Origin of the sequence: Herbaspirillum sp. RV1423, assembly GCF_000577615.1 — a bacterium.
Taxonomy (GTDB): Bacteria; Pseudomonadota; Gammaproteobacteria; order Burkholderiales; family Burkholderiaceae_D; genus Herbaspirillum.
The window spans coordinates 1-12736 of the sequence record NZ_CBXX010000056.1 but is presented as its reverse complement, the minus strand read 5'-3'; the positions used below and the strand labels follow the sequence as shown (position 1 = coordinate 12736).

General features: G+C 55.3%; 12 protein-coding genes. 10 read left to right on the top strand and 2 right to left on the bottom strand.

Translation table 11 applies throughout. The features are described 5' to 3' along the window. Positions 1-42 precede the first annotated feature (42 nt). From RV1423_RS26740 to arsH, 6 genes are all read left to right on the top strand, one after another. Complete coding sequence (locus RV1423_RS26740; RefSeq protein ID WP_051516989.1) at positions 43-426, top strand: helix-turn-helix transcriptional regulator; 384 nt, start codon at positions 43-45, stop codon at positions 424-426. Between the two features lie 52 nt (positions 427-478). Further along, on the top strand, positions 479-991 hold the full coding sequence (locus tag RV1423_RS26735) for an arsenate reductase ArsC (RefSeq protein WP_034303640.1): 513 nt from the start codon (positions 479-481) through the stop codon (positions 989-991). Between the two features lie 88 nt (positions 992-1079). After that, positions 1080-2363, top strand: coding sequence for an arsenic transporter (locus RV1423_RS26730; RefSeq protein WP_034303639.1), 1284 nt, complete (start codon positions 1080-1082; stop codon positions 2361-2363). A gap of 2 nt (positions 2364-2365) precedes the next feature. Then, positions 2366-3574, top strand: coding sequence for an MFS transporter (locus tag RV1423_RS26725; protein WP_034303637.1), 1209 nt, complete (start codon positions 2366-2368; stop codon positions 3572-3574). Positions 3575-3583: 9 nt separating this feature from the next. Beyond that, positions 3584-4015 carry an arsenate reductase (glutaredoxin) gene (arsC, locus tag RV1423_RS26720; RefSeq protein WP_034303635.1) on the top strand — a complete coding sequence of 144 codons (432 nt, stop codon included), beginning with the start codon at positions 3584-3586 and terminating at the stop codon, positions 4013-4015. After that, positions 3996-4718, top strand: a complete 723-nt coding sequence (gene arsH / locus RV1423_RS26715) for an arsenical resistance protein ArsH (RefSeq protein ID WP_034303633.1) — start codon at positions 3996-3998, stop codon at positions 4716-4718. The genes arsC and arsH overlap by 20 nt, the downstream gene beginning before the upstream one ends. 182 nt (positions 4719-4900) lie before the next feature. On the opposite strand, the gene RV1423_RS26710 is transcribed toward arsH, so the two are convergent. Beyond that, on the bottom strand, positions 4901-5902 hold the full coding sequence (locus tag RV1423_RS26710) for a DUF4238 domain-containing protein (protein ID WP_034303632.1): 1002 nt from the start codon (positions 5900-5902) through the stop codon (positions 4901-4903). A gap of 210 nt (positions 5903-6112) precedes the next feature. Here RV1423_RS26710 and RV1423_RS26705 point away from each other — a divergent pair, with 210 nt between their 5' ends. Continuing rightward, on the top strand, positions 6113-6946 hold the full coding sequence (locus RV1423_RS26705) for a hypothetical protein (protein WP_034303631.1): 834 nt from the start codon (positions 6113-6115) through the stop codon (positions 6944-6946). A gap of 14 nt (positions 6947-6960) precedes the next feature. On the opposite strand, the gene RV1423_RS26700 is transcribed toward RV1423_RS26705, so the two are convergent. Beyond that, positions 6961-7269 carry a hypothetical protein gene (locus RV1423_RS26700; RefSeq protein WP_034303630.1) on the bottom strand — a complete coding sequence of 103 codons (309 nt, stop codon included), beginning with the start codon at positions 7267-7269 and terminating at the stop codon, positions 6961-6963. 196 nt (positions 7270-7465) lie between these two features. Between RV1423_RS26700 and RV1423_RS26695 the strand changes: the two genes are divergently transcribed. From RV1423_RS26695 to RV1423_RS26685, 3 genes are all read left to right on the top strand, one after another. After that, positions 7466-8710 carry a TolC family protein gene (locus tag RV1423_RS26695; RefSeq protein WP_034303629.1) on the top strand — a complete coding sequence of 415 codons (1245 nt, stop codon included), beginning with the start codon at positions 7466-7468 and terminating at the stop codon, positions 8708-8710. Beyond that, entirely contained in the window at positions 8707-10191 is a 1485-nt protein-coding gene (locus RV1423_RS26690) for an efflux RND transporter periplasmic adaptor subunit (protein ID WP_034303627.1), read from the top strand. The genes RV1423_RS26695 and RV1423_RS26690 overlap by 4 nt, the downstream gene beginning before the upstream one ends. After that, the coding region (locus RV1423_RS26685; protein WP_034303626.1) for an efflux RND transporter permease subunit at positions 10188-12736 on the top strand (2549 nt) is incomplete at its 3' end. The genes RV1423_RS26690 and RV1423_RS26685, both read left to right, overlap by 4 nt.

The following is a 12736-nucleotide window of genomic DNA, read 5'->3' as shown; positions in this document are numbered from 1 at the left end:
TAAAAGGAAATATTGCGATGAGTACCGCTGGAACCCGCATGAATGCTAGGAGTCGCTACCGTCGTAGAGTGCAGGGGAATCAAAGGAACCCCGAATACCAAGGAAACAATCGCAGCGCTTGCAGCGCTCGCTCAAGATTCACGTCTCGCCGTCTTCCGCTTGCTGGTTCAAGCTGGTCCAGAGGGACTCGCCGCCAGCAAAATCGCTGAGCAAATCTCGGTCACGCCTTCCGCATTGTCCTTCCACATGAAGGAGTTGTCCCACGCGGAGCTGGTGACCTCTCGTCATGAGGGGCGATTTGTCATCTATTCAGCCAACTTCAACACCATGAACGGCCTAATCGGCTTTCTTACCGAAAACTGCTGTGGTGGCAATGTGTGCTCCCCCGGCAACGCATGTCTCGTAACAGAAGGATCCACGACCTGATCAGCGGTGGTGGTCATCTCAGCCTCTACATTCCACACGAATAAGGATTTCCATGAGCTCTCCTCAAACTGACAAAACTTATAACGTTCTCTTCCTGTGTACGGGCAACTCCGCCCGCAGCATCATGGCCGAAGCTTTGTTGAATACGATGGGTAAAGGTCGTTTCAATGCGTATAGCGCAGGTAGTCATCCTGGGGGTACCGTCAATCCGCTCGCCGTCGAGCAAATCAAGAGCACCGGCTATCCATTGGAAAAACTTCGCAGCAAAAGCTGGGACGAGTTTGCGGCAGCAGATGCGCCAAAGATGGATTTCATCATTACCGTCTGCGACAACGCTGCCGGCGAAGTCTGCCCAATCTGGCCTGGCCAGCCTATCTCTGCGCACTGGGGCTTTGAAGATCCTGCTGCAGCGACCGGGACCGAAGAGCAAAAGCGCGCCGTATTTTCGAAAGTGGCGCGCCAAATCACCACCCGCGTGAACATCTTCAATAGTCTGCCGTTCCATACGCTGGAAAAGACTGCCATCAAGCGTGAAATGGACGCTATCGGCGCCAGCCAAGTCTGATCATGATCGGAAAGAGTACGCCCGCAAGGGCGTGCTCTTTCGCCTTAAAAGCCCATCCGTCCCGGATATTCGAAGTCATAGGAACAACGTGGTTACTGCATTCACCATCTTCTTGCTCACCTTGGTTTTTGTCATCTGGCAGCCACGTGGCCTTGGCATCGGCTGGAGCGCATGCGCAGGCGCTCTGGTGGCCCTGGCATTCGGCGTCATTCAGTTGTCCGATATTCCAGTGGTGTGGCACATCGTCTGGAATGCGACGGGTACGTTCATTGCCATCATTATCATCAGCTTGCTTTTGGATAAGGCCGGCTTCTTCGAATGGGCAGCATTGCATGTCGCCCGCTGGGGCGGTGGTAGTGGTCGCAAGCTGTTTGCGTTGCTGGTATTGCTGGGCGCGGCCGTCTCTGCGCTGTTCGCCAACGATGGTGCCGCGCTTATTCTTACTCCGATCGTCATTGCCATGCTGTTGGCGTTGCGCTTTTCGCCGCAAGCCACGCTGGCATTTGTGATGGCCGCCGGCTTCATCGCTGACACTGCAAGTCTGCCGCTGGTTGTCTCGAATCTGGTGAACATCGTCTCGGTGGACTTCTTCAAAATCGGCTTCTCGCAGTACGCGGCCGTCATGATCCCCGTCAATGTCGTTTCCGTGATCATGACTTTGGTGGTGCTGTTTTTGTATTTCCGTCGCGATATCCCCGTCGACTATGATCTCAAGCAGCTCAAGAAACCAACCGATGCCATCCATGACCGCTCAACCTTTATCGCTGGCTGGTGGGTACTCGGTCTGTTGCTGGTCGGTTTCTTCTGGCTAGAGAGCCAGGGCGTGCCGATCAGCGCCGTCGCCGCAGTCGGCGCGCTTATCCTGCTTGCTGTCGCTGCAAAAGGCCATATTATCTCCACCAGGGAGGTGATCAAAGGGGCGCCGTGGCAGATCGTCTTCTTCTCGTTGGGGATGTATCTGGTGGTCTACGGGCTGCGCAACGCTGGCCTGACGAACTATCTCACCGGTCTCTTGAATGGTTTCGCTCAACATGGCGTCTGGGGTGCGGCTATCGGCACGGGCTTGCTGACCGCTTTCCTGTCCTCGATCATGAACAACATGCCCACGGTCCTAGTCGGTGCGTTGTCGATCGATGCTGCCACAGCGCAAGGCGTCGTCAAGGAGGCCATGATTTACGCCAACGTCATCGGCAGCGATCTGGGGCCGAAGATCACCCCGATCGGCAGTCTGGCGACGCTGTTGTGGCTGCACGTGCTTGCCGCCAAGGAAATCCGGATTTCGTGGGGCTACTACTTCAAGGTGGGTGCCGTGCTCACCATTCCGGTTCTGCTGGTGACGTTATCCGCACTGGCCTTGCGATTGAGTGTCTGAGCATGGATACCAGCGCCCGCAAGCCTGCCTGGCTGATTCCGTCTCTTGGACTGACTCAAATCGTCGGATGGGGCTCGATGTTCTACGCGTATGGCGTGCTCATGCAGCCCATGCAAACAGAGCTGCAAGCCTCCAAGCCAGTCATCGTCGGCGCTTATTCGCTTGCGCTCCTGATTTCAGGCCTGCTGTCGACACTGGCAGGAAGCATCATCGATCGCGTGGGTGGTCGCTTGTTGATGGGCGCAGGAACAGTCTTGGCTGCGGTAATGTTGGCACTGCTTTCCACTGTGCAAAGCGTGACTGGCCTGTATTTGATCTGGGCAGGTATTGGTGTGGCGATGAGCGCTACCCTTTATCAGCCAGCGTTCGCAGTTCTCACCCAGATCTTTGAAGGCGGCTTCAGGCGCGCAATCACCATGCTCACGCTGTTCGGTGGTTTCGCAAGCACCGTGTCTTGGCCGCTGACGCAATGGCTCTTGGAACATTACGGATGGCGTGAAACCTGGATGATTTATGCAGTAGCCAATCTTGCTATTTGCTTGCCGATCCACGCCTTGTTGCCAAGGGCCGCCAGCATCAAAGCAAAGATCAAGGACAGCGCAGCAAAGAGCATCGGCCTGGCAACCGTGCTGCGTGAACCCAGCTTTTCTCTCCTCACGGCAGCGGTCACATTGAATGCCCTGGTGTTTTCAGCGATGTCGCTGCACTTGATTTCCATTCTTCATGACCGAGGCATGTCGGCGTACTACGCAGCGGGCATTGGCGCGTTGATCGGGCCGATGCAGGTATTGGGGCGCATCTTGGAGGCGACGTTCGGCAAGAATTCCACGACCAGGCAAATTGGGATCATCGCAATTTGCCTGCTGCCTGTGGCCCTGATTTTGTTGTTCGCACCGGCTGAATGGCTACTTATCTATGGGCTATTTGCCGCCATGTATGGCATCGGCAACGGTGTCATGACTATCGTCCGGGGGACCTTGCCGGCGGAGCTCTACGGTCGCGAAGCTTATGGGGCGATCAGCGGAGCCATGGCTACACCGGTAACAATTGCCTTTGCCGCCGGTCCCTTCGTTGCATCTCTTCTCTATGCCGCTGGTGGCGGCTATCCAGGTGCCATCGTCGCGCTGATTGGCATTGCCAGCCTTGGCGCCGGGCTGTTCTTCTATGCCACTACGCCTTCACGCTCCAAAACAATTTCTTCTGTTCCTTAGGAAAACGTCATGACTACCACGATCTATCACAACCCGGCCTGCGGCACGTCCCGCAATACGCTCGCTTTGATCCGTAACAGCGGTGAAGAGCCGACCGTGATCGAGTATCTTCAGCATCCGCCGTCGCGCGACACTTTGATTGCACTGATCAAGGACGCTGGCTTGACCGTGCGCGAAGCGATTCGCCAAAAAGGCACGCCTTATGCCGAGCTCGGCCTGGACAATCCTGCGCTGACGGATGAGCAACTGCTCGATGCCATGCTCGCCAATCCGATCCTGATCAATCGCCCGTTTGTTGTGACTTCCAAGGGCACGCTGCTGTGCCGTCCGTCCGAGGCAGTGCTGGATATCCTGCCGAATCCTCAAAAAGGACCATTCACTAAGGAAGACGGCGAAGTCGTCATCAACGCGGAGGGCCAACGTGTCGCACCAGCTAAATGACCTTCCTAACATCGCCGGCGACCTGTTCAAAGTGCCGACGGCAACGGACTTCGCCAATGTCGCCAGCTCGACGCACGCACCACGGTTCTTGCTGCTGTATGGTTCGGTACGCGAGCGGTCCTACAGTCGGCTGCTGACGATGGAGGCTGCACGCCTCCTCGAAGCAATGGGTGGTGAAGTTAAAATCTTTGATCCGCGTGGCTTGCCACTGCCGGACAGCGAGCCAGAAACACATCCGAAAGTTCAGGATCTGCGCGAATTGGCCATGTGGTCCGAAGGGATGGTGTGGTGCTCGCCAGAGCGTCACGGGGCCATGACCGGCATCCTCAAGGCACAAATCGATTGGATTCCGCTCACGCAAGGCTCCGTTCGTCCGACTCAGGGAAAAGCGCTAGCCGTCATGGAAGTCTCAGGCGGGTCGCAGTCCTTCAACGCTGTCAATCAAATGCGGGTTCTTGGTCGATGGATGCGGATGATCACCATCCCGAATCAATCCTCTGTTGCCAAGGCATATCTGGAATTCGGAGAGGACGGCCGCATGAAGCCTTCGCCGTACTACGAGCGCGTAGTGGATGTGATGGAGGAACTCTTCAAGTTCACACTACTGACTCGTGACGTCTCTCCCTTCCTCGTCGACCGCTATAGCGAGCGTCGGGAGTCTGCAGAAGAACTCGCTAAACGCGTCAATATGCGTTCAATTTGACGACAACGGTCATATCGCTCCTCTTTAACGACGTGACCAAACTTACTTTAGGGTATCCGACCTCTTGAGAACGGTCGGCGTCGTCTGGCCTTGGTCCAGCCCGAGGCGCTCACTCCAGAAGACATGATTTGCATGATCGGATTTGGATCGCCCTGGGAATACCGATATGGCGATACGGGTAGCTAGGTCGGCACGGCACGATCGACGGAAACTTTTCGATAGCGTCGTCCAATATGACTTTTGAAGAAACGAATAACCTCCTCAGTATCACCGATGATGTGCCGCATGGCTTGCGCCGCAACTTTGGAATTAAATTCCAGAACTGTAGCTTCATCAACCTGACTCTTACCAGAGGCGAACCTTTTAGAATCGCATACGATGTAGGCGATTCTCGGAGAGATTGGGTAGTAGAAGTCGGCATGCTCAGGGGCGCCGAATTCAGTCTCTGAAACACACGAGTGGACATTGACTATAGGTTGGTCGGACGTAATGAAAGGTACCGTGGTGTCATTTATTAGCAATGCATGTCTAGCGTTGTGACGATCTGTATACAGGCTAAATCCCAACTTCGTCCCGTACATGTAGCTCAAAAACCACCATGCATGCTCCATTGCGTCTGCTACCTCAATTTCGAGTGGGGTGCGCCGAAATAAAACCTTGATGAGGCTATCTCGCCAAGTTTTTGTACGAGAAATCTGATGACCTAAAAACATCATGAACTGGATCATGCGCTGTTGATCCTGAAGCACATCGAGGTTCTCACCGGCCAGCTCGGTCAACACTGGACTCGCTGATCTCTCATGAGCCGCGTGGAGATTTTCTAGTGCGTTGCAACTCATGACGTGAAGGCTAAGTTCAATTTCCGAATTTTTAATACCTGACTTAAGATAAAGAGCCTCAGCTTGCTGTATCCGTAGAAAGTCATCAAGGAATGACATGTTCTGCTGATGAAGCCGGCTGTTGCCTGGCCGGGAGAATCCTTTAATGATCTCAACATGTCTGTCGGTAAGTGTGGTGGTTTTATAGAAATAATCATCGGCGACGATGGCACGCACACTGTCCCAGGCAATCTTCCCAGTCTTCGTGGTGTAAAAAACATTCTTCGTGCCGTTACCCCAGCGTGTCAGATACTCCGCCCAAACGTAGTGATGCCGCTTTTTGGCTTCGAGGTGTTTCGGTAACATAGGCCGCCCTTCCGTTGAATGTGGACTCTCTGTCTCATTTTATAAGCTTCCTGGCAATCTATAGGCATAAGTAGCGTGTCAGCTATGAGTAGCCGCACTGATATGAACATCACACATGTGTCAGCGGTTATGTTGCGAACCCAAGAACGTAGTGGTGTGCAAAGGAAGAGGTACCGCTACAATAGAAAAAAATCTTATCCAGGAGAAGGAATGAAGTCATGGCTTTTGATCGGCTCTAAAATCGTTGCTGCTCTCTGGATATTCGTGGCGTCAATCGCGGCGATATCGCTTTGGCGAACGAATGCGGATTCGAGCATAGTGGGGTTCTTTTGGGAGTTTTGCAAAGTCGTCTTGGGACCATTTGTTGGTGCCGGCCTAGCATTTATAGTGAACGATTACGTACATAAAGAGCGCAAAACTGAGGAAGAAAAAAGCGCCGCCCGAACAGCAGCGTTCTCTATTCGAGCTATGTATGATGACTTCACCAATTATCGGTACGTCATTAGATATGAAACGGCAAGTCTTCATCAGAAACACAGCCGATGGCCTGATGGCCCCGCCCCAATCTGGGCCTATGCTAAGCCGCTCATCTTCACCTTTAGTTCCAATAGCCTTCCTGACCTAAAAACGCTGCAGTTCCTATTGGCACATCCAGAGGGACAAGTAGCATTCACAAAAATGCAGGTTCTTGAGCGCGCGTATAAAGATTTAGCCAACGCCCATACCTTCTATATAGAGACATCAGAGGCACTACAAAACAAAATCGAGAACATTGAGCCGGGAGCCTCCTGGCAGGTGGATGCCGATGCTATCGGGCCCCGGTTGACAGCTAAAGCTCGTGATGCCCTTCTGGCTATACTTATACGAATCAACGATGAACAGCTATATCTTGATACGCGAGATAGCCTTGCCCAGGCTGCCACTGCTTACTTCAAAGGAAAACTAACGATAGGAGAGATCGCTGTTCACAACGAAAAGCTCAAAACAGAAAATCTTCCTTCGCTCCCTGAACATATTGCGCAATGCTTGAAGAATGAGCAATAGAAGATGGCATGTTTTTAGGCTCCAATATCGGCTGATAAAACATCGTCTATAATCCAACCCATGAAAATGCTGCGTACATTTCTGATCCTGTTGTTAGCCATTGCCATTCCCCTTGAGGGACTGGCAGCGGTACGCATGGTCGAAATGATGCGCACAAATTCTGCGTCTATGGAAATGGCGACATCCGCGAACGCCGCAGATGAGCCTTGTGTGATGAATATGTCGGACACCGATAAGTCATCCAAATCGACGGCGCCGTGCAAAATGGGCGACGCCTGCAAGATTTGCCAGGTTTTCCCATCGACGACATCTTCCGTCGACATCAATCCATTGATCCTTCCGCTGATCGACACCGTTTCACTGTTGCCTGAGTCATTTCTGCCTTCTCATGACCCATCCGGGTTGTGGCGTCCCCCTCGTTCACTCTAAATCTCATTGATTCGTTGATGCGTCCGGCCTAGCTGCCGGGCGACTGTTTGCGCGCTTTTGTACGCGCAGTCACGCTATGGAGTGAACAATATGTCCTTTCGCAGGATATCCAGTACCTTGCTTGCTTTGCTCGCAGGGATGTCCGGCCTTGCCCAAGCTGGTCCCTTGTCTTTTAACGCGGCGCTCGACATTGCCGAACGCCAGTCCCCCAATCTCGCCTCTAACAGGGCACAAATCCAGGCGGCTCAATCGTCTGCGATATCCGCCGGCGCTTTGCCTGATCCAAAGATTTTCACCGGGATCGACAACTATCCCGTGTCCGGTCCGGATCGGGGCCGGCTCAATGCCGACTCAATGACGATGCAAAAGATTGGCGTCATGCAGGAGTTTCCCAATGCGTCGAAACGCCAAGCCCGCGTTGCTGTTGCTGAAGCTTCAATCGAAACAGCCGAAGCACAACGGCAGGTCGAGCGTCTGAAATTGCGCCGGGCGACTGCCTTGGCATGGCTCAATCGATACTACTTGGAGCGCAAGATCGCTTTGTTCGACAACCTGGACAAGGAGAATCAGCTCTGGGCAGAGGCAGTACGTGCCCAAATCGCCTCCGGTCGTACGCAGATTGCCGATAGCGTCATGCCGAAACAGGAGGCGGTGCAGCTTGCCGACCGTCGCGACGATCTGATTCGCGACCTGGTCAAAGCGAAGGCTGGCTTACGTCGTTACGTCGGCGGCGAGGCGGATGAGCCGCTGGTGGATGCCTTGCCCGCCCTGAGCATCGACGCGAATCATCTGCGGGAGCATTTGCATCGGCATCCGGAACTGCAAGCCTTTGCCGCCGAAACACGCAAGGCAGAAGCCGAGGTCCGGGAAGCGCAAGCCATGAAAAAGTCGGACTGGGGTGTCGAGCTTGCCTATCAGCGACGCGATGCGCGGTTCGGCAACATGGTCTCGGTCCAGTTCACGTTTGAGATTCCTGTCTCCCCTTCAACCCGACAGGATCCCCGTATTGCCGCTAAACAGCAGGAGTTGTATCGGATCGATGCCGACCGTGAAGCCATGCTGCGCGATCACACCAACGAACTGGAAAACGATCTTGCCGACTACCAGACGTTGACCCGCCAACTGGAGCGCGCCAATCAGACCGCCTTGCCTCTGGCACAGCAAAAGGTCGATCTCCAGTACGCAGGCTACCGCTCGGGTAAGAGCGACTTGACGACGGTATTGACTGCACGCCGCGAAATCGTCGATCAACGTTTAAAAATCATCGATATAGAAGCTCAGCGTACGGCGATGGCCGCGCAGCTCTATTTTGCTTACGGAGAAGACCTGCAATGAAGAAAAATACCTATCAAATTGCCGTACTGATGATTGCGGTTGCTGCTGTGAGTAGCGCAGGCGGTTATTGGCTTGCCCAACAGAATAAGGGCGGTCAAACCATGCATAGCGAAACTGCAGGCCCGACTACGCAAGTGGAACGTAAGGCGTTGTATTGGTACGACCCCATGATGCCGAGTCAACGCTTCGACAAGCCGGGTAAGTCACCTTTCATGGACATGCAACTGGTGCCGAAATACGCCGATGATCAGGTAGATGGCGCCGGCGTCAAGATCGATGCCGGTATTGTCCAGAATTTGGGAATGCGTACTGCGAAAGTGGAGCGAGGCAACTTATCGGCAACGGTGAACGCCGTCGCCAGCGTGCAACTGAATGACCGCCAGGTTGCGATCGTTCAGTCACGTAGCAGCGGCTTCGTGGAGCGCGTGTATGCACGGGCTCCTGGCGATGTCGTTGTACGCGGTGCTCCTCTGGTTGATTTGCTGATTCCTGAATGGGCCGGTGCCCAGTCGGAATTCTTGGCGGTGATCAAAACAAACGATCCGGCATTAATTCAGGCCGCCCGTGAGCGTCTGCAACTACTCGGGATGAGCAGTGATCTGATCAGCCGCGTCGAAAAGAGCGGACGTCCTCAAACCGTGGTGACAATCGTCGCTCCCATCGCAGGCCTGATTCAGACGCTCGATATCAGAAGCGGAATGACAGTGACAGCGGGCGCGCCTCTGGCCAAGATAAATGGCCTGGATTCCGTATGGCTGGAAGCGGCCGTTCCCGAAGCGCAAGCCGGACAGATCAATGTCGGCGGCAAGCTGGAAGCTCGTTTTTCTGCATATCCAGGTGAAAACTTCACTGGCAAGATCCTGGCCATTTTGCCTGAAACGAATGCCGACAGCCGCACGCTTCGAGTCCGTATCGAATTACCCAATCGCGACGGCAGGTTAAAGCCTGGTATGTATGCCCAGATCAATTTGGACGCAGGCAAAGCGGCACCAGGCTTGTTGGTGCCGTCTGAAGCGGTCATTCGCACCGGTACCCGCAATGTCTTGCTGGTCACTACGGGTGACGGGCGATATCAGCCGGTCGAAGTTCAACTTGGCCAGGAAGCCGACGGCAAGAGCATCGTGCTGGGTGGCGTCACCGAGGGGCAGCAGGTTGTCACGTCAGGGCAATTCCTGATCGATTCCGAAGCAAGTCTTAAAGGCGTGCTGGCGAGATTGAATACATCGTCATCCTCCACTGCTGCGACAGCGCAGGCCGCAATCAATGAGACAACCGGGAAAATCGAATCGCTGAAGGGGCTCGAAATCACGCTCTCGCATGGTCCGGTCAAAACGCTGGGTTGGGGGCCGATGACGATGACATTCAAATTGGCTCAGCCCGACATGGCATCAGGCCTCAAGGCCGGGGACAGCGTGCATTTCAGTTTCAGTGAGAAGAATGGCGACTATGTGATCGAGAAGCTGGATCGGAGCGCGCCATGATAGAGAAACTCATCAAATGGTCGATTGCGAGCCGTTTTCTGGTCTTGCTCACCGTCCTGTTCCTCGGGGCATGGGGTGTCTGGGCGCTTAAGACGACACCGGTGGATGCTTTGCCGGATCTGTCCGATGTCCAGGTCATTATCCGCACCAGCTATGCCGGCCAGGCGCCGCAGATCGTTGAGAACCAGGTGACCTATCCGCTGGCGACCACTATGCTGTCGGTGCCGGGAGCGAAGACGGTACGCGGCTATTCCTTCTTTGGCGATTCCTTCGTCTATGTCCTGTTTGAAGACGGCACCGACATGTACTGGGCTCGCTCCCGGGTACTGGAGTACCTCAACCAGGTGCAGGGACGCCTTCCGGCTTCGGCCAAGGCGTCGTTGGGGCCGGACGCCACTGGGGTCGGCTGGATCTACGAGTACGCTTTGGTCGACAAGACGGGGCAACACGACCTGGCGCAGCTGCGCAGCCTGCAGGACTGGTTCCTGAAATATGAGCTCAAGAGCTTGCCCAATGTGGCCGAAGTTGCGACGGTCGGCGGGATGGTCAAGCAATACCAGATCGTGCTCGATCCGGTGAAACTGGCTGCCTACCGCATCACGCAAGACAAAGTCGTCGACGCCATCAGAAAAGCCAACCAGGAAACCGGCGGTTCGGTGCTGGAGATGGCGGAAACCGAATACATGGTGCGAGCTTCCGGCTATCTGAAGACGCTGGCGGACTTCCGCAATATCCCGTTGGCGACGGGACAAAACAGCGTCCCGGTCAAGTTGGGTGACGTGGCGACCATCCAGCTGGGGCCGGAGATGCGGCGCGGTATTGCCGAGCTCAACGGCCAGGGGGAAACCGTCGGCGGCGTCGTCATCCTGCGCTCCGGGAAGAATGCGCGCGACACCATTGCCGCGGTCAAAACCAAACTGGAAGAACTCAAGAAGAGTCTTCCATCGGGTGTCGAGGTCGTTCCTGTCTACGACCGCAGTCAATTGATCGACCGGGCCATCGACAACTTGTCGCACAAGCTGCTAGAGGAGTTCATCGTCGTCGCGGTGGTGTGCGGCCTGTTCCTGTGGCATCTGCGCTCGGCGCTGGTGGCGATCGTTTCCTTGCCGCTCGGCGTCATGATTGCCTTCATCGTGATGCGCTACCAGGGCGTCAACGCCAACATCATGTCGCTGGGCGGTATTGCCATCGCCATCGGCGCCATGGTCGATGCCGCAGTCGTCATGATCGAGAATGCTCATAAGCATATCGAAGCCTGGAAGCACGAACATCCGGGGCAATCTCTTCAAGGGGACACCCATTGGCGCGTAATCGGCGAGGCGGCGGCCGAGGTTGGGCCGACCTTGTTCTTTTGCCTGCTGATCATTACCTTGTCGTTCATCCCGGTGTTTACGCTGGAAGCACAGGAGGGACGCCTGTTCGGGCCGTTGGCGTTCACCAAGACCTATGCCATGGCCGGCGCCGCAGGCTTGTCCGTGACGCTGATTCCTATCCTGATGGGCTACATGATCCGCGGGAACATCCCCTCGGAAAACAGCAATCCGTTGAACCGCTGGCTGATTCGTTGCTATCGACCTTTATTGGAGGCCGTCCTGCATCGCCCGAAAACGACGTTGGTCATTGCCGGACTGGCCTTGCTGACGACGCTATGGCCGATCAGCCGACTGGGCGGCGAGTTTCTGCCGCAGATGGATGAGGGCGACTTGCTTTACATGCCGTCAGCATTACCCGGTTTGTCTGCGTCCAAGGCTGCGGAACTGCTGCAACAAACTGATCGCCTGATCAAGACCGTCCCGGAAGTCGCCAGCGTTTTCGGTAAGGCCGGCCGGGCCGAGAGCGCGACCGATCCGGCGCCACTGGAAATGTTCGAAACCACCATCCAGTTCAAACCACGCGATCAATGGCGCTCCGGCATGACACCGGCGAAATTGATCGATGAACTCGACCGTGTCGTGAAAGTGCCAGGCTTATCGAATATCTGGGTGCCGCCCATCCGCAATCGACTGGATATGCTAGCCACCGGGATTAAGAGCCCGATTGGCGTCAAAGTGTCCGGAACCAGCCTGGCAGACATCGATAAGACGGCGCAAGAAATCGAACAGGTTGCCAAGCTTGTCCCTGGGGTGAGTTCTGCACTTGCAGAGCGTCTCAGCGGCGGACGTTACGTGGACGTCGACATCGATCGGCTTGCGGCCGCCAACTACGGGCTCAATATCGCCGACGTGCAAAGTATCGTGTCTTCGGCAATCGGCGGCGAGAACGTAGGCGAGACGGTCGAGGGGCTGGCGCGTTACCCGATCAGCGTTCGCTATCCGAGGGAAACTCGGGATTCGTTGGAGAAGCTGCGCGACTTGCCGATCCTGACCGGCAGCGGCCAGCAGATCACGCTGGGAACCGTCGCAAAGCTGAAGATCAGTGACGGCCCTCCAATGCTCAAGAGCGAGAATGCGCGACCGAGTGGCTGGATCTACGTCGATGTCCGGGATCGGGATTTGGCTTCCGTCGTTGCCGACCTGCGCACCGCAGTGGCTGCCAAGGTGAAACT

Excerpts from the sequence above, each read along its gene's own strand:
- RV1423_RS26710 (WP_034303632.1), bottom strand. The coding sequence starts at position 5,902 with ATGTTACCGAAACACCTCGAAGCCAAAAAGCGGCATCACTACGTTTGG.
- RV1423_RS26695 (WP_034303629.1), top strand. The coding sequence starts at position 7,466 with ATGTCCTTTCGCAGGATATCCAGTACCTTGCTTGCTTTGCTCGCAGGG.
- arsC (WP_034303635.1), top strand. The coding sequence starts at position 3,584 with ATGACTACCACGATCTATCACAACCCGGCCTGCGGCACGTCCCGCAAT.
- RV1423_RS26690 (WP_034303627.1), top strand. The coding sequence starts at position 8,707 with ATGAAGAAAAATACCTATCAAATTGCCGTACTGATGATTGCGGTTGCT.
- RV1423_RS26735 (WP_034303640.1), top strand. The coding sequence starts at position 479 with ATGAGCTCTCCTCAAACTGACAAAACTTATAACGTTCTCTTCCTGTGT.
- RV1423_RS26740 (WP_051516989.1), top strand. The coding sequence starts at position 43 with ATGCTAGGAGTCGCTACCGTCGTAGAGTGCAGGGGAATCAAAGGAACC.
- RV1423_RS26705 (WP_034303631.1), top strand. The coding sequence starts at position 6,113 with ATGAAGTCATGGCTTTTGATCGGCTCTAAAATCGTTGCTGCTCTCTGG.
- RV1423_RS26725 (WP_034303637.1), top strand. The coding sequence starts at position 2,366 with ATGGATACCAGCGCCCGCAAGCCTGCCTGGCTGATTCCGTCTCTTGGA.
- RV1423_RS26700 (WP_034303630.1), bottom strand. The coding sequence starts at position 7,269 with ATGTCGACGGAAGATGTCGTCGATGGGAAAACCTGGCAAATCTTGCAG.